We start from the raw sequence: 23,300 nt of genomic DNA, 5'->3' as shown, positions 1-23,300 counted from the left end.
GGCTAGCAAGGAATATGGCGTGTTCCTGCCGATCGGCAACGGCGGCTGGATGATCTCGGAGACGGCCCCGCACCCGGAGGCCACGTACGCCTACAACCGGCGGGTGGCGGTGGAAGCCGAACAGATCGGCCTCGACTTCATCATGTCGATGGCCAAGTGGAAGGGCTTCGGCGGCACCACCGACCACTGGGGACAGACGCTCGAGTCGATGACGATGATGTCGGCGCTGGCCGAGGCGACCTCCACGGTGAAGATCTGGGCCACCATGCACGCGAACATCCACCACCCGGCGGTGGCGGCCAAGATGTTCACCACGCTGCAGGACGTGTCCGGCGGGCGGGCCGGCATGAACATCGTGAACGGCTCCTACGCCGACGAGTTCCAGCAGATGGGGCTCTGGGACGCCGAGCTGTCGCACGCCGACCGCTACCGGATGACCGAGGAGTGGACGCAGGCCGTCAACCGCCTGTGGACCGAGGACGTCGTCACCATGAAAAGCGAATTCTTCACGCTCGACGCCTGCGAGTCCCGCCCGCACCCGGCGGTGCGGCCGACCATCATCAGCGCCGGCCGCTCGGCGGCGGGCCGCGACTTCCAGGCCCGGTACGCCGACGGGGCCTTCCTGAGCGCCGACAACCTCGACCAGATGCGTGAGTTCTCGCGATACGTCCACGACAAGGGCGCCGAACACGGGCGCGAGGTGAAGACGTACTCGATGCTGACAGTCGTCCTCGACGAGACCGACGCCAAGGCCGAGGCGAAGGCGGCCCGCTACGGCGAAGGGCTCGACAAGGAGGCGCTGATCGGCATGCGCACCTCGTGGGGCATCCCGGCCGACACGGCACGCGCCTGGGCCGACGGGGCGACCGGGTCGGAGGCGTTCCAGACGCCGTACGTGACCGGTGGCCCCGAGAAGGTCATCGAGCACATCGAACAGATCACCAGCGAGGCCGAGCTCGACGGCCTGATGCTCATCTTCCCGGACTACCACGCGGACATGCTGCCGTTCGGTGAGGCCGTGCTGCCCGCACTGCGGGGCAAGTCATGAGCGAGCTTCGTACGGCCCAGATCGTCGCCCTCGACGGTCGCAAGCCGGCCCTCGTCGTCGTCGACGTACAGCGGTCCTTCGCCGATCCGCCCGTCGTCGCCGACGCGGTCACCGCCATCGGCAAGCTCGTGGAGGCCGCCCGCGCCGCCGGCGTCACCGTGGCCTGGGTCGAGTTGGGCAGCGATCCCCGCAACCCCTGGCACGCGAGCCAGTGGCTCCGCGCCGGCGACCCCGAAGCCCCGTACGGACCGGAAGAACCCTGTGTTCTGGGCACCCCGGGCGCGCAGTGGTACGGCACCGGGCCCGCCGAGGGCGAGATCCGGGTGGTCAAGCGCGCCTACAGCGGCTTCCTCGGCACCAGCCTGGAGGCTCAGCTGCGCGCGGCCGGCATCGAATGGGTCGCCGTGTGCGGGCTCACCACCGAATGCTGTGTGGCGGCCACGGCCACCGACGCGTTCCAGCTCGACTGGCCCGTCCTGCTTCCGGTCGACGCCGTCGCGGCGTACGACAAGCAATTGCATGAAGCTTCTCTCGCCGCGCTCGCCCTGAACGTGGCCGTGCTGAGCGACAGCGACGAGCTCGCGAAACTGTGGGTGACGGCATGAGCGGCATGCACCTCGCCTTCGACCTCTCGTTCACGCACACCGAGGGCCGCTGGGCCCGGCGCGGCTCGTGGGTCGGCCGCGACTTCCCGGACCCCCGGATGTACATGGAACTGGCCCAGACCGCCGAACGGGCCGGCATCGGCATGCTGTTCTTCGGCGACGGCACCGGCATCCCCGACACGTGGCGCGGCTCCATCGACGCCGCCGTCGAATGGGGCGTGCAGTGGCCGCGGCACGACATGAGCCCGATCATCGCGGCCATGTCGACGGTCACCGACCACATCGGTTTCGGGCTGACCTACTCGTCGACCTTCATGCACCCGTTCTACGTGGCCCGGCTGCTCAACTCGCTCGACCACGTCACCGGCGGGCGGATCGCGTTCAACGTGGTCGCCTCCACCCGCGGCGCCGACGCCGCCAACTACGGCTTCGACCAGCTGATGGCCCACGACATGCGCTACGAGCGGATGGAGGAGTTCATCGACGTCTGCCAGGCGCTGTGGCAGTCGGTCGACACCGACGCCATCGTCCGCGACCGGCAGACCGGCCGCTTCGCCGACCCGGCCAAGGTGCGGGCCATCCACCACCACGGCAAGTTCTTCGACGTCCAGGGCCCGCTGCCGAGCGTGCCCAGCCCCCAGGTGGCGCCGATGCTGGTGCAGGCCGGCAACTCGCCGCGCGGGATCGCCGCGTCGGCCCGCTTCGCCGACCTGGTCTTCGGCTTCGGCGGCAGCCTGCCGTCGCAGCAGCGGCACCGCACGATGCTCGACGAGGCGCTGAAGGAAGAGGGCCGCGACCCGTCGCAGGTCGGCATCCTGTGGGCCACCCAGGTCATCGTGGGCCGCACGATGGACGAGGCGAAGGCCCGGCGCGACGAAGTGCTGACGTTCTGGAGCGAGGACGCGGTCGGCGCGTTCCTGTCCCACAACGCCGGCGTCGACTTCTCGAAGCTGCCGGCGTCGTTCCCGCTCGGCGAGCTGAAACGCCAGGCGGCCGAGGCGCGGGCCACGCCGGGCGGCCTGATCGGCACACTGCTGGCCGAACACGGCGAGGACTACCAGATGAGCCGTACGGAGTTCTTCGAGCACGGCTGGCGCAGCGCCACCGGCATGGACCACACGGTCCTGGGCGACCCGGCCACGGTCGCGGACGCCCTGGAGGAGAACTTCGCGGCCACCGGCGCCCGGGGCGGCTACATGCTGTCGAGCCCCCTGGCCATGCCGTCGGGCCTGGCCGACCTGGCCGAGCTGCTGGCACCGGAACTGCGCCGCCGCGGTGCGCTGGCCGCCCGCTACCCGGGCCGCACCCTGCGCGAAAACCTCGCGATCTGATGCGGCAACCCTCGGTGGCCGAACAGACGGTGCTGGTGTGCGCGCTGATCGCGACGGCCCAGATGACGTGGGGCGTCACGGTGCCGGTGCTGCCGGTCTACCTCGACTCGTACGGGATCGCGGTCGGCCTGCTCGGCCCGTTGGTGGCGGCCTTCGCCGTGGGGCGCATCATCGCCAACATCCCGGCCGGGCTGGCGCTGCGCCGGTTCCCGGCCCGGGCCTACCTCCGGGTGGTGCTCCTGGGGCTGGCCCTGGTGACGGCGCTGACCGGGCTGGCCACGACGGCGGGCGCGCTGATCGGTTTCCGGCTGGTCGCCGGGGTGCTCGGCGGCGCGGCCGTCACGGTGGGGTTCGCGCTGCTCGTGGCCGGGGCGCCGGCCGGGCGGCGGGGCGCGGTGATGGCCACGGCGACGGTGGTGCAGATGAGCACGGCGGGGGGCGGGGCGCTGCTCGGCGGGGCGGTGGTGGGGGTGGCCGGGCCGGCTTGGACCTTCGCCGTGGCGGCCGTGCCGGTGGTGGCGGTGTTGCTCTGGGAGGTGGCGCGACCGGCGGCACATTATTGGGCGTCCACCGCACCGGCCGAATCGCGCCCTCCGATGGAGCTCGCGCCGAGCGAGCTCGCGCCGACCGAGCTCGCGCCGACCGAGCCCGCGCCGACGGAGCCCGCGCCGACCGAGCACCCAACCACGGAGCCCGCCCTCCCAGGGGGAGCCCCCGTCGGTCAGTATCGCGGAAAGTCGCATGATCGGGTCGGGCGGCTGTGGACGAAGCGCTTCGGTGGAAAACGCGGAGCGCGCCCGGAACCCGTGGTAAAGCGGAGCTGGCTCCTGCTGGCCCTCTGCGCGGAGGCGTTCGCCACGTTCTTCGTGCGGTTCGCCGGTGAGCAGGGCCTGGTGCCCGTCTTGGCGTACGACAGTGGTGGCCTCCAACCGTTCACGCTCGGCCTGGCCACCGCGGCCGGGACCGTGGCCAGTCTGGCCGCGATGCCGCTGATCGCCCGCTGGGTGGATCGGGGTGCCCGGATCGCCCTGCTCGTGCCGGCGGGGATGGTGGGGGCGCTGGCGATGCTCTGCCTGCCGCTGCTGCATGTGCCGGCCGGGTTCGCCGTGGCCATCGTGGCGTACTCGCTGGCCACCAGCGTCATCGGCGTCCTGCCGGGTGTCATCACCGGTGACGCCTACCCGGCGTCGGCGGCCGGTGGGGTCATCGGCCTCACCCGCACCGCCGGTGACGTCGGGGCCGCGGTGGGGCCGCTCGCGGTCTTCGCGGTGGCCGGGTTCGCCGGCTACGAGGCGGCCTGCGCGGTTCTGGCAGTGCTGTTCCTGGTCGCCGCAGCCGGTTTGGTGACGGCGCTGCTGCGTCACCGCTCCCGGACGGCGGCCCCGGTCCTGGCGGTCGCCTCGTGACGGCCCATGGTCACGGCCTACGGCGCCGGCAAGAAAGGCGGTTCGGCGGTGACGGACGGTGGCGCGGTCAAGAGAGTGGGTCGTTGTTCGCGCGCGATGAAGGTGGGTCTGTGGTGACACACCGCGACGAAGGGGGCGGGTCTGTGGTGACGGGATTGACGGGCCGCGTAGTGCACGGCGCCGGCCGTGGGCGGCCGCTGGGCTTCCCCACGGCGAACCTGGCCGTCGAGGAGCCGGCCGCGCTTCCCGGGGACGGCGTCTATCTCGGCCTGTTCGCGCTCGACGGCGGGGCGGCCGCGCCGGCCCTGGTGTCGATCGGGGCCAACCCGACCTTCGGCGGGGAGGTGCGGACCGTCGAGGCCTACGTCCTGGACCGGGACGAGGACATGTACGGAAAGCGGGCCGACGTGCGGATTCTGACGCTCCTCCGGGAGCAGGAGCGGTTCGATTCGGTCGAGGCGCTTGTCGAGGCGATGGCCTCGGACGAACGCGCCGCCCGTAGGCTGTTGACCATGGGTGAGGACGCCGAGGAGCGGGGCTGGCGCCGGTTCGGGCCGGACAGCATCGAGCGGGCCATGCTGCTCGCCCTCAGCGACGAGCTCGGCGTCGACCTGCGGCCGCGCTCGGTCGATCTCGGCGACGGCACCCGGCTTGAGATCGAGGGCGCCGACGAGACGTACGGCCTCCTCGTCCAGATGGTCGGCAACCAGGGCACCTTTCGCTCCCTGCACCGCAACAAGGTGATGGCCGACATGTTCAAGCTGACCTGGCTGCGGTCGTCGATGTTCCCCGACAGCCGCATCGTGCTCTGTGTCAGCGAGACCGTGGCCCAGGTCTTCAGCCCGGCCGGCTGGACCACCCGGGCCGCCCGCGACCTCGGCATCGAGGTTCTGCTCTACACCGCCGACGGCAAGCTGGAGACCGTCGTAAGCAAGTAAGAGAAACTCCGCAGACGGCCGGTCTCATCCCTCTGTGCCTGGCGACCATTCCGGACTGCTCCGCGGTGGCTGATGTTCCCTGATAGTGAAGGAGTAACGCCTCCGCCATGAAGATCACTGTGCTTGTGGGCAACCCCAAACCCCTGTCCCGTACGAGGCTGACCGCCGACGCGGTGGCCGGCCTGTTCGGCGGCGCGGACCGGGTGGTCGACCTCGCCGACTACGCGGGCCGCCTCTTCACCTGGCCCGAGCCCGAGATCGACGAGCTCGTCGCCCGGGTCGCCGCATCCGACCTGCTGATCGTCGCGTCGCCGACCTACAAGGCGACCTACACCGGTCTGCTCAAGGCTTTCCTCGACCGGTACGGCTCGAACGGGCTGGCCGGGGTCACCGCGATCCCGGTGATGACCGGCGCCGCGCCCGACCACGCCCTGGCCGTCGAGGCGTATCTGCGCCCTCTGCTCGTGGAGCTGGGCGCGAGCGTACCCACCAGAGGTCTTTACATGGTGATGTCGCGGATGGACTCGCTCACCGACGTCGTCGAGGAGTGGGGCAAGGCGAACGTGGGGCTGGTGGGCCGTGACTGACACCGCCATCGCGAGCCGCGAGTTCCGCCGCGTCCTGGGCGGCTTCGCCTCGGGCATCACCGTGGTCACCGCCGTGGTCGACGGCGCGCCGGTCGGCATGACCTGCCAGTCGTTCTTCAGCCTGTCGCTGGATCCGCCGCTCATCGCGTTCTCGCCGTCACGGGCCTCGGCCTCGTATCCGCTGATCCGCGGGGCCGGCGCGTTCTGCGTGAACATCCTGGAGGCGGGCCAGGAGCAGTTGTGCACCCAGTTCTCCCGTACCGGCACCGACAAGTGGCGCGGCGTGAGCTGGCGGCCCGGCCGCACGGGAAGCCCGATCCTGGACGGCGTGCTGGCCTCCATCGACTGCACCCTCGAACAGGAGCACGAGACCGGCGACCACTACCTGACGATCGGCCGGGTGGTGGCGCTGGAGAGCGACCCGGACCGCCATCCGCTGCTGTATTTCAACGGCGCCTACGAGCGCCTGCACCGGCCGGCCGCGTGAGTCACAGGACGCGGGCCCGGTGGTCCTTGGCCAGGCCGTGCCGCGCGCACGGGGTGCGCGGCTCGCGGGGGCAGAGGACCCACAGGGCGGTCACCGAGGCCCGGTAGAGCCGGTACTGCGATCCGGCGGTCACGTCGTCACGGTCCAGCATCGTGACGTCGTGGCCGTCGCGCCGGGGGTAGCGCGCGAGCGCCGCGTCGACCTCGTCGGCGGGAACCTCGAACGCCTCGGCGTCGGCGTAGACGGCCCGCCCGTGGTACGGCTCCACCGTGGAGTCGAAGATGGCGAAGCCGACCCCCGGGCGGTCCCTGAGGTTGACCGGGTGCCGCGCGCTCGTCTCGGAGCACCAGAGGAAATCGCGCTCGCCGTCCGGCGCGAAGTAGACCGGCGAGGCCCACGGCCGCCCGTTCGTGTCGACGGTGCTCAGCGTCAGGTAGAGGTTGGACTCGACGATCGCGCGCGCGTGCTCGGCCAGCGACATCCCGTCATTCTCGCCGATCACGCGTGACGAATAGGATCAATCCCTCACGGTCTCGCCATTTTTGACCGTGTACGGCACCATGCTCGGGTGCAACGAACCCAACTCGTCTCGTTGATCGTCGCAGCGGTGGTGGCAGTCGGAGGCGGCGCGCTGATCGTTCAGGGCCTCCAGAGCGGCGGAGACTCCGGAGCGTCATCAGCTTCGCGCGGACCGTCACCGACACGTACCACCGTGGACCCGGCGATCGCCCTGCGCGCTCAGCGCCGCAAGCAGCTCACCGCCGCGCTCACGAAGCTGGCGCCGACAGTGCCCGAGTTCTCCGTCGCGGTCCTCGACCGCAAGACGGGGGAGCGGTTCGAATTCAAGGGCACCGAGCAATTCGACACCGCCAGCGTCGTCAAGGCCTCGATCCTGGCCTGTACGCTGCTGCAGGCCCAGGACGACGACCGCAAGCTCACCTCCGGGCAGCGGCAGCTGACGGCCAAGTCGATCCGCAACAGCGACAACGACGCCACCACCCAGCTGTTCGGCGCGCTGGGCAAGGTCGAGGGCCTGACCGCCTGCAACAAGCGCCTGGGCCTGACCCAGACCGCGGTGAACAGCGCCTGGGGCCTGACCCGCACCACCGCCGACGACCAGGTGCGGCTGCTGGCCGAGTTCGTCGACCCGAAAAGCCCGCTGTCGGTCAATTCCCGGCAGTACGCGTTCACGCTGATGACCACCGTCCAGGAGGACCAGGACTGGGGAGTCCCGGTCCTGGCCCGGACCGGCGAGGTCGCCACGGTCAAGAACGGCTGGGACACCCGCGACGCCGACAACGGCCTGTGGGCGGTCAACACGATCGGCCGCATCACGTCCACCGACAAGAAGACCGACGTCTCGGTCGCCGTCCTCTCGCACAACAACCAGACGTACGAGGACGGCATCGCCCTCGTCGAGAAGGTCGCCAAACTGACCAGGCAGTACCTGAAGTACTAGGGCGTATCTGGTGGATCACGCGGGGCTGCGGCGTGGCCCAGGCGGCGCCTGACGGCAGCTGCGGAAAGGCCACATACAACACCGGTATGCGACCTTCCCGCAGCCGACGCCAGCCACCACCTGGACCTCGCCTCACTCCCACGCGATCCACCAGATACGCCCTAGAAACGCGGCCCGGGAGAACCTCCCGGGCCGCGTCACTGCCGATGGTTAGCGTTTGGTGACGGTGGCGTCGCCGGTCCAGGTGGCCGAGTTGCCGGCCTTGTCGGTGGCGGTCGCCGTCAGGGTGTACGTGCCGGTCAGGCTGGTGGTGTTCCAGAGCAGGGTCCACGGCTCCTTGGCCGCCACCACCGTGTTGAGGATCTTGCCGTTCTGGCTGATGACCAGCTTGACCTGCTTGAGGCCGGCGTTGTCGCTGACCGTGGGCGCGAGCTTGACCAGGCCGCTCATGGTGGCCGGCAGGGCGACGTCCAGGACCGGGGCCTCGTTGTCGACCGTGAAGGTGCGGCTGAGCGTGCTGACGTTGCCGAGCTTGTCGGTGGCCCGCACGGTGAGCACCTGCGTCGCCGTCAGCGTGGTGGTGTCGACCTCGACCTGGTACGGGCCGGTGGTGTCCTCGCCGATGACCTGGTCGCCGGCGAGCAGTTCGACCGACGCGACGCCGGAGACGTCAGTGGCGGTCATGGTCGCCTGGACCGTGCCGCGCAGCGGGAGCGACGCGATCGGGGTCGGCCAGGCGATCTTCGGGCCGGCCAGGTCGGTCACGACCTTACGAGTGGTGGTGGCCACGTTGCCGACGGCGTCGGTGACGCGCACGCCGAGGGCGTACGTGGTGGAGGCCGTCGGCGTCCACTCGATCGACCACGGCGCCGACTCGATCGTCCGGATCACCTTGTTGATGAGCAGCAGTTCCATCTTCGCGGTGTCGTCCGACGGGTTGCTCAGCGCGACCGTGATCGGCCCGCCGGTCACGGCCGGCACGTCGGCGGCGGCCGAGGGCGCCGCGTTGTCGACGTTCACGGTCGTCGCGACCGTCGTGGTGTTGCCGGTGGTGTCGAACGCGGTCACGTCGAGGTGATAGGTGCCGGCCAGCTTGGCGGTGTTCCAGGTCAGCGTCCACGGGGCCTTGGCCGAGACCAGGGTGGCCAGCACCTTGCCGTCGTCATCGGTGACGACGCCCTTGACCTGCTTGACCGCGACGTCGTCGGCGACGGTCGGGGTGATCCTCACGGCGCCCTTGAGGACGCCCGGCACCGAGATCTCGACGGTCGGCGCGGTGTTGTCCAGGGTGAGGGCGCGGGCGATGGTGGTCACGTTGCCGACCTTGTCGGTGGCCCGCAGCGTCACGGTCTCCCCGCTGGCCAGGGTGGTGGTGTCGAGGTCGATGCGGTAGGGGGCGGTGTCGTCGCTGCCGATGACCTCGCCGCCGGCCAGCACGTCGACCGAGGTGACCCCGCTGGGGTCGGCGGCGGTGGCGGTCACCGCGACGGTGCCGCGCAGGCTGCCCTTGGGGGCCGGGGTGACCCACTTGAGCACCGGGCCCATGTTGTCGATGGTGACGGCGACGCCGGCCGCGGTGATCACGTTGCCGGAGGTGTCGGTGACGCGCACCTTCACGGTCTTCTGGCCGGCGAGGCCGGCCGTGTCCCAGTCGATGCTCCACGGCGCGGAGGTCGCGGTGGCGACGAGCTTGTCGGCGACGAACAGCTCCATGCGGGCCGTGTCGTCCGAGGGGGCGGTCAGGGTGACCGGGACGACGCCGGTGGCGGTGGCGGGGACGCTGAAGGCGGCCGACGGGGGAGTGTTGTCCCGGACCACCGGCGTGGGCGTGACGCCGCCGGTGATGGCCGCGAGAGCCTTCTCGGCGTTGACGCGACCCTGGGCGACCCAGGTGCCGACCGGGTCGGTGGTGCTCTCGACGGCGGCGCGGACCTGGTCGGCGGTGGCCGACGGCTTGGCGGCGCGGGCGAGCGCGGCGACGCCGGCGACGACCGGGCCGGCCGAGCTGGTGCCGGCGAACCAGTAGTACTTGTTGTCGGTGCCCTGCGCGTAGTTCTGGCCCGGCGCGGCCACGTCGACCCACGTGTTGCCCACGGCGTTGTAGTTCGACCAGGTGTAGCGAAGGTCGTTGGTGTCCGAGCCGGCCACGGCGATGGCGGCGGGCACGGCGGCCGGGTAGAACGGGGTCGTCTTGCCGTCGTTGCCGGCGGAGGCGATGACGACGACGTCGTGCGCGGCGGCGTAGGCGACGGCGTCGCGCACCACCTGGGTGTCGGTGGCGCTGCCGAGGGAGAGGTTGATGACGTCGGCGTCGTGGTCGACGGCGTAGACGAGGCCCTTGGCGATGAGGTCGGTGGTGCCCCGGCCGTCCGCGCCCATCACCTTGACCGGCAGGATCTGGCAGTTCCAGCAGACGCCGGCGATGCCGGTGGCGTCGTCGCCCTCGGCCGCGATGACCGAGGCGGCCTTCGTGCCGTGCCCGTTGTCGTCGACCGGGCTGGAGTCGTCGTTGACGAAGTCGTAGCCCGGCCGGATGCGCCCGGCGAGCTCGCTGATCGGGCTGACGCCGGTGTCGATGACGGCGACCACGACGTCGTCGCCGGTGGTGTAGCCCCAGGCGCCGGAGGCCTTGATCTTGGACAGGCCCCACTGCTGCGGGTAGCTGGGGTCGTTCGGGGCGTCGGTGGAGACGACCGAGGCGACGGCCTTGGGCTCGACGTAGGTGACGTCCGGGTTGTCGCGCAGCGCCGCGACGGCCTCGGCGCGGTCCCGGGCCGGAACCGTGACGGTCAGGCTGTCCAGGGCGGGCGTCGTGGAACTGCCCAGGACACTGATGCCCGGCTCGGCGTCGAGGGCGCTCACCGTGCCGGCCGCCGCGCTGTCGCTGCGCAGGCCAACGACAAGTGAGGACGGGGTGGGGTCAGCGGGCGCGGCGAGAGCCGGCGCGGCGGTGACAGCGGTCAGCGAGGCGGTCGCGAGGGCCGCGGCGGCTGCAGTCTTCATTCGGTTGGCCACGGGCTTGTCGATCGGTCGTGACCCACCCCACTCGACCAGAAAAAGGTGGAGGGGCCCTCGTCCGAAAGGATGATCGGCGGCAACGGGTCGCTGGCAGATTTAGGACAGCGGGGCGGAAACGGCGATCATCTGCGGCATCCTCCGGTGTGCAGATCCTTCACCGAGGGGACCACCGTGGCGATCTCAACCGATGCACCGAAGATCCAGGGCAACATCCTGCTGCCCTTCGGCGGCCGGTACCAGGCCTTTCTGACCCTGTCGTTCCGCAGCGACCGGCCGGGGGCCCGCGCGTGGCTGGGCGAGGCGGCCGGCCGGGTCGCGGGGACCGACGACGTCGAACGGGCGCTCGACGGCGACGACGAGGGTCAGGGCCGGGCCCGCCGGGGCCGGCGGCTCAAGCAGTCGGCGGTTCTGCTCAACGTCGGGCTCACCGCCACCGGCCTGACCCTGCTGCACCAGGAGGTGGCGGCCGACCTGGCGCCGTTCGACGCGTTCTGGCGGGGCCCGCTGGGCACTCGGATCGACCCCGACGGGCGGATCACGACGGCGCCGGCCCTGCTCGGCGACGTCGGCGCCAGCGACCCGGCCCGCTGGGTCGTCGGCAAGCCGGCCGGCGCGCCCGTCGACGCGCTGCTCACCCTGGCCGCCGACGACGAGCGGACGATCGGCGACGCGCTGCGCGACGAGCGCCGGCGGGCCGAGGAGGCCGGTCTCGTGGTGCTCTGGTCCGAGCAGGGCGAGGTGCGGCGCAACGAGGGCAACCGGCGGGTCGAGCACTTCGGGTTCGCCGACGGCATCTCGCAGCCGGGCGTGCGCGGCTTCAGTGACCCCGAGCAAAGCGGGGTGGTCGTCGCGCCCGGCGAGTTCGTCCTGGGCTACCCGGGCGAGCGCCGGCCGCAGAACTGGGCCCCGCGCCCCCGGCCGGCCACCTGGATGCACGGCGGCTCCTTCCAGGTGTTCCGCCGGATGACCCAGGACGCGGCCGGCTGGTGGCGCCGGATGGGCGGCAGCGGCGCCACGGCCGACGAGGCCGCGGCCAAGGCCCTGGGCCGGTCCCTCGACGGCACCTCGCTCGAGCCGGGCGCCGCCACCCGGAACCAGAACGATTTCACGTACGGCGGTGACGAGTCCGGCCGGCACACCCCGCTGTACGCGCACATCCGCAAGATGAACCCGCGCGCGGACGACGTGTTCCGCGACCGCGGCCACAAGATGCTGCGCCGGGGCATCACCTTCGGCCCGGCCTTCGACCGGGAGCGGCCGGACGACCGGGAGCGGGGCATCCTGTTCAACGCCTACGTGGCCAGCATCGAGGACCAGTTCGAGTTCCTGCTGCGGCATTGGGTGAACGACCCCAGGTTCCCGACCAGCGCCCTCAACGCGTACGGCCGGAGCCTCGCCGACAAGAACCGGGTCGACGGCCTCGACCCCGTCGTGGGTCTCAGCGAGGAGCAGGCGCGCGAGCGCCTGCCGCGGGACGTGGTCGACCGCATTCCGCGCCAGGCGTTCGGCGGCTTCGTGACGACGACCGGCGCGGTGTACGCCTTCGCGCCCAGCCTGCCCGCGCTCCGGCAACTCGCGGGGGAGGCGCCGATCGGGTAGTCGGGCTCAGGCGCCCTCGGCCTGCCGCAGCAGGGTCTCGAGGTCGGCGCCGTCGTCGGCCGCGATCCAGTCCGGCAGTTCGGGCAGGATCGGGCCGGGCGGCAGCAGCGTGCCGGTGAGCCGGCGGTACGCCTCGCGGTAGTCGACGCTGGGCGCGCGCCGGTAGAGCGTGCGGTAGATGTCGGCGGCCGTGTCGCGGGCCTCGGTGTCCTCGGGGTCGGCCTGCCACACCGCGTCCAGCACCGCGGCCCGCTCGTGCGGCTCGGTCCACCGCGTCGCCGCCTCGCGCAGCGTCTCGGCCGCGCGGGCGGCGTCGATCTCGCCGGCCACGGCCCGCAGGCGTACGGACATGATGAAGGCGCTCACCAGCGTGTCCCGCTCGCCGTGCTCCTCGGCCACCCGCAGCGCCTCGCTGTTGAGCCGCTCGGCCACCGCCGGGCGGTCCTCGGCCAGGTGCAGGCGGGCCAGCCGGTGCAGCCAGTCGCAGAGGAAGTACGGCGCGTCCAGCGCGCGGGCCATCTCGATGGCCCGTTCCAGCAGCCGCTGCGCCTCGCCCGGGCGGCCCTCGCCGGCGGTGATCGCGGCCAGCTCGGCCACCTGGTCGGCCATGCTGGAGGTGTCGCGCAGCTCGACCGCCACTCGCAGCGAGCGCATCGCGCACTTGCGGGCCCGGGCGTAATCGCCCTCCTTCCGGTAGATCTCGCCCACGTTGCCCGCGATGACGTTGGCCTCGTGCCGCGCCCCGATCTCGCGGGCCACCTCCATGGCCTGCCGGTACGAGGCGATGGCCTGCGCGTGGTCGCGGGCGCGCATCGCGGCCCAGCCGAGGTTGCCGGCGGTGTGCAGGATGCGGTGCCGGTCGCCGGCCCGGTCGGCCTCGGTGAGCGACCGGCGCAGGTGGTCGCGGGCCTCCTCGAGGCGGCCGCTGTTGAGGTGCACGAGGCCGATGTGGCCGAGCGCGGCGCTCATCGCCGACAGGTCCGCGCGCCGGGTGGCCAGCGCGAGGTGGCGCTCGGCCATGGCCAGGGCCTCCGGGTAGGAGCCCTGGCGGTAGAGCGCGAACGTCAGCCGGTCCATCGTGCGCGACAGGCCGGCCTCGTCGCCGAGACTCTCGAAGCCGGCTATCGCCCGTTCCAGCCAGGTCACCGACTCGGCGTAGGAGTGGGTGTACATCAGCAGGTCGCCGAGCTGGCGCTGGCCGGCCGCGACGATGTCGGCCCGGCCGGTGGCCCCGGCCACCAGCATCGCCCGCCGGTAGTGGTCCTCCGCCTCGGACCACTCGCCGGTGTGCTGGTGCACGGTGCCGATCTCGATGTGCAGCTCCGCCTGCTCGGCCCGGGGCAGCAGCGGCAGCAGCCGGCCGTAGTAGTACGTGGCCGCCTCGTTGGCGAAGATGGCCTTGGCCCGGTCGCCGGCCGCCCGGTACCAGAACCGCTGCTTGTCGACCCGCCCGGTGCGCGCGTAGTGGAACGCCAGGACGTCCACGTACTGCGGAAGCCGGTCGGGGTAGGCCGACTCGATGAACAGGCCCACCCGCTCGTGCAGGGTGGCCCGGGTGTCGTACGTGATGCTCTGGTAGGCCGTCTCCTGGGTGATCGGGTGCTTGAACTCGTACTCCGGCTCCGGCTCGGGTTCGACCTGCGGGGTCAGGTCGAGGTTGTGCAGCCGCCGCAGGCTGTTGGTGAGCTGGCGCCGGGTGCCGGCGGCCGGGTAGACCGAGTGGATCCACGGCGGCCGGAAGCGCCGCCCGATCACGCTGGCCACCTTGATGGCCGCCTTCTCGGCGTCGGTGAGCTGGTCGATGCGGGCCATCACGAGCCGCTGGAGGCTGCCCGGCGGGTGCAGTTCGGCCAGCGCGCCCGGATCGCCCGGATCGACGTCGTTGAGGTGCAGGTAGCTGACCAGCTCCTCGATGTAGAACGCGTTGCCGCCGGTCTGCTCGCGCAGGCTGCGCACGAGGCCGGCCGCGATCCGCGTGCCGGGGCCGTAGCGTTCCCGCAACCGCAGCAGGGTCAGCCGGTCGGCGTCGTCGTCGGTCATCGACGCCAGCGGCAGATCGACCACTTGATCGCGCCCGCTCAGCCGGTACGGCAGCGGCTCCCGGGAGGTGGCCAGGATCAGCACCGGCACGTCGGCGATGTGCCGGGAGATGAGGTCGAGCAGCGTCAGCGAGGCCGGGTCGATCCAGTGGCAGTCCTCCAGCAGCAGGATCAGGGGTTGCGCCGCGGCCCGGTCGAACAGGCAGGCCAGCAACGTCGAGCGCAGCAGGTGGTCACGGCCGGCCACGTCGAGCTGGGCGGTCAGCTCCGTGTCGTCCATCGGCAGGTTGATGACGGCGGCCAGCAGCGGCGCCCGCTGGCCGCTGCCGTCGTAGCGGGCGCTGCGCTCGGTGAGCAGCCGCCGCTGCTCGTCGATCGGCAGCTCCGGCGCGATCTCCAGCAGCTCGCGCCAGATCGAGCGCCAGACCAGGTAGCTGGCGCTGGTGCCGTGCGAGCGGCAGCTGTCGCCGTAGCCGGTGAAGCCGAGCTCGCCGGTGAGCCGGCACATCTCGGCGGCGAGCCGGGACTTGCCGACGCCGGCCTCGCCGTGCAGCCACACCACCCGGCCCGCGCCGCCGTGCACTTCGCGGACCACCCGGTCGAGCACGGCCAGCTCCCGCGACCGGCCGACCACCGGCCCGGGGGCGGGCGATGGCAGCGGGGCCGGCGCCTCGTACACCTCGACGACCGTCCACGCCGGAACCGGCTCGGCCTTGCCCTTGGCGGTCACGAACCGGGGGCCCTCGGCGATGAGGAGGTCGCGGGTGCGGTCGTACGTGGCCTGGTCGATCAGCAGCCGGCGGGCCGGCGCCGCCTGCATGAGCCGGGCGGCCAGGTTGACCGCGTCGCCGACCACCGCGTACTCGCGGCGCACGTCCGAGCCGACCTCGCCGCAGTAGACCGGTCCGGTGGTGACCCCGCCCCGGTACGGGCCGCCGGGCAGCGCCAGCAGTTCCAGGCAGCAGCGCAGCGCGCGTTCCTCGTCGTCCTCGTGGCTGACCGGGGTGCCGAAGACGGCGACCAGCACGGTGCCCTTGTCGTCGGCCATCAGGTGGCGCAGGTGCCCGCCGTACCGGTCGATGATGCCGACCCCGGCGGCCAAATAATCCTGCAGCGCCTGGACCGTGCCGGGGTCGTCGGCCGAGAGGTCGGGCAGGCGGACGAAGGCCGTGGTCACTTTGCGGTGCTCGTTGACCAGCTCGTGGCGGCCGGAGCGCAGCCGTTGCCGGATCGCCGGGTGCAGGAAGGGCTTGAGCAGCCGTTCGAGCTCGGCGCCGGGCAGCGGCGGTTCCTCGTCGCCGGGCCGGTCGCCGGCCGGGCCGGCCTTGTCCGCGAGCACGCGCAGCGCCTCGTCGGCGATGATCTCGCCGCGGCCGGCCCGGTGCAGCGCGTCGATCGCGTCGTCCAGCGCGGGGCCGGCGATCAGGTGTTGCAGGCGGATCGCGGGATCGCCGACCAGCATCACCTGCAACGGGCCGCCGGCCAGTCCGATCCGGATGGTCAGCGAAAGCGGCCCGTCCGGGGTTTCGACGGGCGCGACCGCGGCGGTGGCGGCGCGGATCAGCTCGGCGCACTCGATGGCCCGGCGGGCCACCTCGGGGGCGTCCTCGGGCGTGTGCAGGAAGGTGCCGACGAGGGCGTCGCCGGCGAAGTCGACCACGCTGCCGCCGGAGCGGGCGATGGTGTCGGCGGTCAGCTCGAACCAGTGATTGATGATCCTGGTCAGTTGCTCGGTGCCGTAGGCGCCGGAGCCGGCGAAGCTCTCCGTCATGGCGGTGAAGCCGACGACGTCGGCGAACAGGACCACCGCCTGGGCACGCTGGGTGATTGGCGGATTGCTGACACTCTCGGTCGCCACGCGAAGCCGGAGGGCGTAGTCGGGCAGGTAGGAACGCCAGGTCGCGGCGAGTTCGCTCACGATCTGTGACGAGGGGGTAACCGCAGACTCGTCGGTCACGCCTTGTGCCGCCACCCTTCGGATCCTACTGTCGGGTTCGCTCGGCTCGTTCGGGATTGTTCGTGCCGTCAACCTCGCCAATTTCGTCTATTTCGACATTTTCGTCAATGTCCTTGTTCGTCACTGTCGATCTTGAGGGGATACGGACATGAGTCAACCGCTCAGTGATGTCGCTTTCGAGCTCCGTGGCGCGTGCGTGCACTCCTTGCGGTTCGCCTTCGGCGCCCCGCTGGACTATCCGTACGCCCCACCCATCGCGGAAAGCAATCCACCGTCCGCTCTGTACCGTCGCGTGCTGGCCGCCTCGCCGCCGCCCAAGCGCGAGGGCGCGGCCTGGAACACCGGCCTGACCCTGGACGGCAAACCGTTCCAGCCGGACGCCTTCTCCGACCGGCTGGCCGAGGTCGTCCCGGACGAGGGCGTGCCCTCGCTCGACGTGCCCGAGCCCGAGACCGTCGTGCTCGACCAGATGATCACCGTCACCCGGACGCCGGGCACGATGGCCTTCCCGGGCCGCGACCACGGCAAGTACGTGCTGTCCACCCGGTACTGGACCCCGCGGACCGACGACGCCGAGGTCACCAAGGACGTCGACTACTACGGCGAGTTCCGGCTGGACTGGAGCCGGCCGCCGGTCGGCCCGTGGGTCGCGGTGAGCCTCGACGGCTTCTGGCCGGCCGAGCGCGACAGCGCCGACGTGGTCATCCCGCTCGGCGCCTGCGACGCGTCCTGCAAGGATTGACGTTCATCTAACCGACGTGATCCGATCGGGGACATGTGGCGCCGATTCGCCGTCCCCGCTGTCCTCACCCTCCTCCCCCTCCTGCTGATCCAGGCCCCCGCGCGGGCCGCGCTCCCGACCGCCGCCGTCGCCCTCGGCGACAGCTTCATCAGCGGTGAGGGCGCCGGCAACTACCAGCCCGTCGTCGACGCCTCCGGGCAGGCGCAAGCCTTCCCGGGGTGGTCGGCGGCCAACAGCAACGCCTACTTCTGTCACCGCTCGGCCGACGCCTCGCTGCTGAAGGCCACCCTGCCGGGCATCCAGGACCGCTTCAACCTGGCCTGCTCCGGCGGGCAGCCGGCCGACATCGCGACCGCGTCGAGCGCTCGCGAGAAGGGCCGCACGGTCGCCTCCCAGCTCGACCAGCTGCGCGCGGTCGGCCGCACCCACGACATCGACCTGGTACTGATCGGCCTCGGCTCGAACAACTCGTCGTTCACCTTCGGCGACGTGGCGGTCAAGTGCGCCAACCGGTTCGTGGCCGACGCCTGGACCGGGTGGTGGGAGTTCTGGGCCTATCTCGGCGGGCCGGTGCCGCAGGAACCGTGCGCGCCCGGCGACCTGGCCACGCCGGCCCAGCTGACGGCGGCCCAGGCCGAGACGGTCACGGCGGTCCGGGCCATTCTCCGTACGCTCGACGAGATCGACGCCGACGGCGTGCACCGCGTCGTCTTCCAGGACTACACGAACCCGCTGCCGACCGAGCTCGAGAGCAGCCTGCACGCCGAGGACGGCCGGGCCGACGACCGCGACAAGTTCCGGGCCCTGGGCGCCGAGCGGTACCGGGCGGGCTGCCCGATCCACCGGGCCAGCCTCGGCCCGGGGCACACGTTCTCGGCCGGCCTGGGCACGCTCGTGGCCGGCGTGCACGGCACGCTCAGCACCGAGTTCCCCGACCTGGTGTACCTGAACGTGCAGTCGGCCTTCGACGGGGCCCGGCTCTGTGAGCGGGCCGGCAGCCCCGGCAACGCGCTGGCCACGCCGATCCGGTTGCAGGACGGGCCGACCGGTGTGTTCCTGACCGACCTGGCCGGGCTCGACAAGCTCGACATCCAGCGGATCGCCAACGCCTGCGTCACCTACTTCCAGACCTGCCAGGAGTCGTGGCACCCGAACGCGGCCGGCCACGCCGTCCTCGCCCAGTGCCTGTCCGGGGCCGCGGTCGCCACCGCCCGTTCGGTCCGCTGCACCCGCTCCGCGAGCGGGACGATCACCGTGAGCTGACCCCCAGCTCGTCGTCGAGGGCGGCCACCAGGCCGTCGTCGGCGGCGAGCGCGGGATCCAGCAGGCCGAGCAGTTCGCGGGCGGTGGTCGCGGCCGCGAAGCGGGCCGCGCCGGTGTCGTCGACCGGGGCGCCGGCGCCGTGCAGGTGCCGGAGCCAGGCGGCCAGGATGCCGATCGCGCCGTGCGGCAGGCTCTCGCGCTCCCGCGACCACCGCAGCACCGGCAGGACACGGACCGGGATCTTCTGCGAGCCGTCCATGGCGATCTGCGCCAGCAGGTGCCGGATACGGGCGTTCTTCCAGCGCTCGACCAGCGCCGCCCGGTAGTCGCGGACCTCGCCGGCGGGCAGCGGCAGCGCGGCGGCCGCCTCGTCCCACCAGGTCTCCAGCCGGGCCCGGCACTCCGGGTCGTCCACGGCCTCGGCCACGGTGGTCAGGCCGCGGGCGCTTCCCACGTACGCCAGCAGCGAGTGGCCGCCGTTGAGCAGCCACAATTTGCGCTGCTCGTGGGGGAGCACGTCGTCGACGAAGCGAGCTCCGACGGTGTCCCAGGCCGGCCGGCCGGCCGGGAAGTCACCCTGCAGGACCCATTCGTGGTACGGCTCGGTGACGACCTCCGGCGCCGTCGAGGCCGGCGTGATCCGGTCGACCATGGTGGACACGAAGGAGACGTTCTCCTCGATCCAGCCGGCCAGGGCCGGATCCGTCCGGCGGGCCGACCGGAGAACCACGCGGCGGGTGACGGCGCCGTTGCCGGGCAGGTTGTCGCAGGGCACGATCGCGATCGGGCCGCTTCCCCGGTCCTTGCGCGCGGCCAGGCCCCTGACCAGGCGGGCGGGTACGTCCTCACCCGCGTACGCCTTCTCGGTGACCGTGAGAGTCACGATGGCCGTTTCCCGGTCGGCCACGAGCCTTTCCCAGGCGGCCGTGTCGGTGCCGGGATGCGTCTCGCGGATGGCGTCCGGCCAGGAGACGTCGTCGGTCTCCGGGCCACGGGTGACCAGCTTGTACCGCGGGTCCGGGGCATGCGCGGAGCGGCCGGTGAAGGCGGCGATGTCCCAGCCGTCGTTCGCCTCGGCCGTGTACCAGGCCTGGTGCGCGCGGAAGAAGTTGCCGAGTCCGAGGTGGACGATCACAGCTTGAAGACCTTCCGGGGCTGGTCGGTGACGAGGGCGGTGAGCGTTTCCAGGGCCTCGTCCTCGTCGAGGCGGTGGGTGCACACCAGGCCGGCCAGATAGCCGGCGTCGAGGCGGCGGGACATGTCGTGCCGGGCCGGAATCGAGCAGAGCGCGCGGGTGTCGTCGATGAAGCCGGACAGGCGGCTGAACCCGGCGATCTCGGTGACCGACTCCTGGAAGTGCCGGATGGCCGACGGGTTGTCGAGGAACCACCAGGGCACGCCGGCGTAGACCGACGGGTAGAAGCCGGCCAGCGGGGCGATCTCGCGGCTGTAGACGGTGGCGTCGACGGTGAACAGCACGAGGTGGAAGCCGGGGTCGGTGCCGTGCCGGGCCAGCAGGGGCGCCAGCGCCCGGGTGAACTCGACGGTGGTCGGGATGTCGTGGCCGGTGTCCGGCCCGTACCGCTGGAAGGTCGGTGGGTGATGGTTGCGGTGGATGCCCGGGTGCAACGTCATCACCAGGCCGTCCTCGGCCGACATCCGGGCCATCTGAAGCATCATGTGGCGGCGGAAGGCGGCGCCCTCCTCGGCCGAGATCTCGCCCCGCAGCGCCTTCTCGTAGAGGCGTTCCGGGTGGTCGACGGGCTCGGCCCGGGCGTCGGCGTGGCTGTGGTCGGCCGACACGGCCCCGTTCGCCTTGAAGTGGCGGCGCCGGCTCTCCAGAGCGGCCAGATAGCCCTGATAGTGGGAGACGTCCGTGTCGGCGGCGGCACCCAGACGTTCCACCTTCCCGGCCCAGCCGGGGGCGGCCGGCTCGAGATAGGCGTCGGGGCGGAAGGTCGGCGCGACCCGGGTCTTCACGGTCCGGGCCAGCTCGCGGTGCGGGCCGAGGTCGTCGGCCGGGTCGTCGGTGGTGGCCAGGAACTCGATGCCGAAGCCGTTCAACAGTTCCTGGGGCCGCTTGGCGGCGCCGGCGATCCGGTCGTAGAGGTCGTCCGCGTTCCCGGCCGACGGCCGCTCGGTGATGCCGTAGATGCCGGCGAACTCGGTTTCCAGCCAGTACCGCACCGGAGTGCCGCGCAGCAGCGCCCAGTTGGCACAGAGCAGCCGCCAGGCCTCCCTCGACCTTTGCTCGGTCAACGGGCCCTGGCCCACGCCGAGGCGGTCCAGCGTGACGCCGCCGGCGTGCAGCAGCCGGGTCACGTAGTGGTCGGGGGTGATGAACAGGGCCGTGGGGTCGGTGAACGGCTCGTCGGCCAGCAGCATCCGAGGGTCCACGTGGCCATGGGGGGAGATGATCGGCAGGTCGCGGACCGCCTCGTAGAGCCGCCGCGCCACGGGCCGTACCGCCGGATCCGCCGGCAGCAGCCGGTCCTCACGCATCGCCATGAGATCGAGGTTTCCCTCGCGGGGCGGGCACGGCAAGCGGTTGCCATGTGTTGCCCGGTCCGCTTGCCCCGGCACGGCGTCCGGGCGCAGGGTGGAGCCATGATCGAGCTCCTCGGCGGCCCGGACGTCACCCTGGACGACGCGGCCGTGCGCGACTACGTCCTGCGTACCCTCGCCTCGCACGACCTGGACGGGCGCAGCGTCTGCGTCATCGTGCCGGACGGGACCCGGAGCTGCCCGCTGCCGATGCTGCTCTCGGCGGTGCACGAGGCCCTGCACGGGCGCGCTTCGCACGTGACGGTGCTGGTCGCGCTCGGCACCCACGCCCCGATGACCGAGGACCAGCTGGCCGCGCACCTCGGCGGCCCGTACGAGGGCTTCGACGTCCGCAACCACGAGTGGTGGCAGCCGTCGGCGCTGACCTCGATCGGGGTCATCCCGGCGGCCCGGGTCGCCGAGCTGTCCGAGGGCCGGATGAGCCAGGACGTCGACGTGGTGCTCAACCGGGCCGTGGTCGAGCACGACGTGTGCCTGGTCATCGGGCCGGTCTTCCCGCACGAGGTGGTCGGCTTCTCCGGCGGCAACAAGTACTTCTTCCCGGGGGTGGCCGGGCAGGAGATCATCGACTTCTCGCATTGGCTGGGCGCCCTCATCACCAGCGCCTCCATCATCGGCACGCGCGGGGTGACGCCCGTACGGGCCCTCATCGACCAGGCGGCGGCGCTGATCCCGAGCCGCCGGCTGGCGCTCTGCCTGGTCGTGCAGTCCGGAACGGGCGCCCTGCACGCGGCCGCGCTCGGCTCCCCCGAACAAGCGTGGGCCGCGGCGGCCGAAGTGTCGGCCGAGACCCACGTACGCTATCTCGACGCCCCGGTCTCGAAGGTCTTGTCGATCATCCCCACGAAGTACGACGACATGTGGACCGGCGCGAAGGGCTTCTACAAGGTGGAGCCGGTCGTGGCCGACGGGGGACAGGTCATCCTGTACGCGCCGCACATCACCCGGATCGCCGCCATGCACCCCGAGATCGAGAAGATCGGGTACCACTGCCGCGACTACTTCCTGAAGCAGTGGGACCGGTTCAAGGGCTACCACTGGGGCGTGCTGGCCCACTCGACCCACCTGCGCGGGGCGGGCACGTACGACCCGGTCGCGGGCGAACGGCTCCGCGTGACGGTCACGCTGGCGACCGGGATCCCCGAGGACGTCGTACGGGCCGCGAACCTGGACTATCTCGACCCGGCCTCGGTGCGCCTCGACGATCCGGGCGCGTTCGTCGTGCCCCAGGCCGGCGAGGTCCTGTTCCGGCTGCGCTGAGCCGTCGACGTCCGCACGACCAGCCGCGAGGGCAACACCAGCGGCCCGGTGGTGCGCGGCACGGCGCCGTCCGCGATGGCCAGCACGGTCGTGACGGCCGTACGCCCCATCGCCCGCAGCGGCGCCGCCACGGTGGTCAGGGCCGGCGTCACCAGTTCGGCCGCCTCGATGTTGTCGAAGCTGACCACGCTGACGTCCCGCGGCACCCGCGCGCCCATCGCCGTGAGCCGCCGGATCAGCCCGATCGCCATCGCGTCGTTGTAGGCCAGAACGGCGCCGGCCGGCTGCCGCGCGAGGTCGGCGGCGGCCTCCGCGCCGCCGGACACGCTCGGCGCGTACGGGCCCAGACGCCGGCTGCCCGGCGCCAGCTCCCGCAGCGCGCGCCAGCGGATCCCGTCCGCCCACGACGCCTCCGGCCCGGCCAGGTAGGTGATGTCCCGGTGCCCCGAATCGGCCAGGTGCGCGACCGCCCGGCGGACACCGTCCGGGTTGTCGGAGATGACGCTGGGCACGTCGGCCACCGCCCGGTTGAGCACCACCACGGGCCGCTGCTTGGCGAGGGCCCGGATCGCCGAGTCCGACATGCGCGAGGTGGCCAGCACCAGCCCGTCGACGGCCGGGAGGGCCCGTTCCAGCCCCTCCCGCTCCCGGGTGCCCGACTCGCGGGCGTCGGTCAGCATCAGCGTGTAGCCGGCCTCGGTGGCCGCGTCCTGCGCCCCGCGGATGATCTCGGTGTAGAAAGGGTTCCCGATGTCGGCGACGCCAAGACCGATCATGTGGGTACGCCCGGACGGCAGCTCCCGTGCCAGCGGATGAGCCCGGTAGCCGAGCTCGGCCGCCACCCGCCGGATCCGCTCCGCCGTCTCGTAGTTGACCCGCCCCGGCCGCGCGAACGCCCGCGACACGGTCGACGCGGCCACCCCGGCCGCCCGGGCCACGTCGTAGATCGTCGGGGCCCGCTCAGCCACCACACACCTCCCGCAACATGTGGCAACC

Annotated in this window: 18 protein-coding genes; 12 read left to right on the top strand and 6 right to left on the bottom strand. The window is 72.0% G+C overall.

Annotated elements, in window-relative coordinates:
• Positions 1-19 precede the first annotated feature (19 nt).
• From ACGFJ7_RS44920 to ACGFJ7_RS44890, 7 genes are all read left to right on the top strand, one after another.
• On the top strand, positions 20-1,048 hold the full coding sequence (locus ACGFJ7_RS44920; protein ID WP_392648426.1) for an LLM class flavin-dependent oxidoreductase: 1,029 nt from the start codon (positions 20-22) through the stop codon (positions 1,046-1,048).
• The gene (locus ACGFJ7_RS44915) at positions 1,045-1,653 is read left to right on the top strand and encodes a cysteine hydrolase family protein (protein WP_392648424.1); all 609 of its coding nucleotides are present in this window, start codon (positions 1,045-1,047) and stop codon (positions 1,651-1,653) included. The genes ACGFJ7_RS44920 and ACGFJ7_RS44915 overlap by 4 nt, the downstream gene beginning before the upstream one ends.
• Positions 1,650-2,984 (top strand): NtaA/DmoA family FMN-dependent monooxygenase, encoded by a 1,335-nt coding sequence (locus tag ACGFJ7_RS44910; protein WP_392648422.1) that lies wholly within the window; start codon positions 1,650-1,652, stop codon positions 2,982-2,984. The genes ACGFJ7_RS44915 and ACGFJ7_RS44910 overlap by 4 nt, the downstream gene beginning before the upstream one ends.
• Positions 2,984-4,390, top strand: coding sequence for an MFS transporter (locus ACGFJ7_RS44905; RefSeq protein ID WP_392648420.1), 1,407 nt, complete (start codon positions 2,984-2,986; stop codon positions 4,388-4,390). The genes ACGFJ7_RS44910 and ACGFJ7_RS44905 overlap by 1 nt, the downstream gene beginning before the upstream one ends.
• A 155-nt stretch (positions 4,391-4,545) precedes the next feature.
• Entirely contained in the window at positions 4,546-5,328 is a 783-nt protein-coding gene (locus ACGFJ7_RS44900; protein WP_360257702.1) for a riboflavin kinase, read from the top strand.
• A gap of 107 nt (positions 5,329-5,435) precedes the next feature.
• Positions 5,436-5,915: an NADPH-dependent FMN reductase gene (locus ACGFJ7_RS44895; RefSeq protein WP_392648417.1), complete on the top strand. Its 480-nt coding sequence runs from the start codon at positions 5,436-5,438 to the stop codon at positions 5,913-5,915.
• The gene (locus tag ACGFJ7_RS44890; RefSeq protein WP_360257707.1) at positions 5,908-6,402 is read left to right on the top strand and encodes a flavin reductase family protein; all 495 of its coding nucleotides are present in this window, start codon (positions 5,908-5,910) and stop codon (positions 6,400-6,402) included. Before ACGFJ7_RS44895 ends, ACGFJ7_RS44890 begins: the two co-directional genes overlap by 8 nt.
• A 1-nt stretch (position 6,403) precedes the next feature.
• Here ACGFJ7_RS44890 and ACGFJ7_RS44885 read toward each other — a convergent pair whose 3' ends face one another.
• Positions 6,404-6,904 carry a pyridoxamine 5'-phosphate oxidase family protein gene (locus ACGFJ7_RS44885; RefSeq protein WP_392648414.1) on the bottom strand — a complete coding sequence of 167 codons (501 nt, stop codon included), beginning with the start codon at positions 6,902-6,904 and terminating at the stop codon, positions 6,404-6,406.
• Positions 6,905-7,114: 210 nt separating this feature from the next.
• On the opposite strand from ACGFJ7_RS44885, the gene ACGFJ7_RS44880 reads away from it, so the two are divergent.
• Positions 7,115-7,861: a serine hydrolase gene (locus ACGFJ7_RS44880; RefSeq protein ID WP_360257711.1), complete on the top strand. Its 747-nt coding sequence runs from the start codon at positions 7,115-7,117 to the stop codon at positions 7,859-7,861.
• A gap of 210 nt (positions 7,862-8,071) precedes the next feature.
• On the opposite strand, the gene ACGFJ7_RS44875 is transcribed toward ACGFJ7_RS44880, so the two are convergent.
• Complete coding sequence (locus ACGFJ7_RS44875; protein WP_392648412.1) at positions 8,072-10,864, bottom strand: S8 family serine peptidase; 2,793 nt, start codon at positions 10,862-10,864, stop codon at positions 8,072-8,074.
• A gap of 186 nt (positions 10,865-11,050) precedes the next feature.
• Between ACGFJ7_RS44875 and ACGFJ7_RS44870 the strand changes: the two genes are divergently transcribed.
• Complete coding sequence (locus ACGFJ7_RS44870; protein WP_392648409.1) at positions 11,051-12,478, top strand: Dyp-type peroxidase; 1,428 nt, start codon at positions 11,051-11,053, stop codon at positions 12,476-12,478.
• 6 nt (positions 12,479-12,484) lie between these two features.
• On the opposite strand, the gene ACGFJ7_RS44865 is transcribed toward ACGFJ7_RS44870, so the two are convergent.
• Complete coding sequence (locus ACGFJ7_RS44865) at positions 12,485-16,474, bottom strand: tetratricopeptide repeat protein (RefSeq protein ID WP_392648406.1); 3,990 nt, start codon at positions 16,472-16,474, stop codon at positions 12,485-12,487.
• A gap of 148 nt (positions 16,475-16,622) precedes the next feature.
• On the opposite strand from ACGFJ7_RS44865, the gene ACGFJ7_RS44860 reads away from it, so the two are divergent.
• Positions 16,623-17,216: a hypothetical protein gene (locus tag ACGFJ7_RS44860; RefSeq protein ID WP_360257720.1), complete on the top strand. Its 594-nt coding sequence runs from the start codon at positions 16,623-16,625 to the stop codon at positions 17,214-17,216.
• A gap of 33 nt (positions 17,217-17,249) precedes the next feature.
• The gene (locus ACGFJ7_RS44855) at positions 17,250-18,479 is read left to right on the top strand and encodes a hypothetical protein (protein ID WP_360257722.1); all 1,230 of its coding nucleotides are present in this window, start codon (positions 17,250-17,252) and stop codon (positions 18,477-18,479) included.
• Here ACGFJ7_RS44855 and ACGFJ7_RS44850 read toward each other — a convergent pair.
• Both ACGFJ7_RS44850 and uxaC read right to left on the bottom strand, forming a co-directional pair.
• A complete protein-coding gene (locus tag ACGFJ7_RS44850; RefSeq protein WP_392648403.1) occupies positions 18,466-19,614 on the bottom strand; it encodes a mannitol dehydrogenase family protein in 1,149 nt (382 codons plus the stop codon). The genes ACGFJ7_RS44855 and ACGFJ7_RS44850 overlap by 14 nt on opposite strands.
• Entirely contained in the window at positions 19,611-20,987 is a 1,377-nt protein-coding gene (uxaC, locus tag ACGFJ7_RS44845; RefSeq protein WP_392648400.1) for a glucuronate isomerase, read from the bottom strand. Before uxaC ends, ACGFJ7_RS44850 begins: the two co-directional genes overlap by 4 nt.
• Positions 20,988-21,086: 99 nt before the next feature.
• On the opposite strand from uxaC, the gene ACGFJ7_RS44840 reads away from it, so the two are divergent.
• Complete coding sequence (locus ACGFJ7_RS44840; RefSeq protein ID WP_392648398.1) at positions 21,087-22,304, top strand: lactate racemase domain-containing protein; 1,218 nt, start codon at positions 21,087-21,089, stop codon at positions 22,302-22,304.
• Here ACGFJ7_RS44840 and ACGFJ7_RS44835 read toward each other — a convergent pair.
• A complete protein-coding gene (locus ACGFJ7_RS44835; RefSeq protein WP_392648396.1) occupies positions 22,217-23,272 on the bottom strand; it encodes a LacI family DNA-binding transcriptional regulator in 1,056 nt (351 codons plus the stop codon). The two genes, ACGFJ7_RS44840 and ACGFJ7_RS44835, sit on opposite strands and share 88 nt — an antisense overlap.
• Positions 23,273-23,300: the final 28 nt, after the last annotated feature.

The sequence above is a fragment of the Actinoplanes sp. NPDC048988 genome, from assembly GCF_043197815.1.
Lineage (GTDB): Bacteria > Actinomycetota > Actinomycetes > Mycobacteriales > Micromonosporaceae > Actinoplanes.
This window is presented reverse-complemented; position numbering and strand designations above follow the sequence as displayed.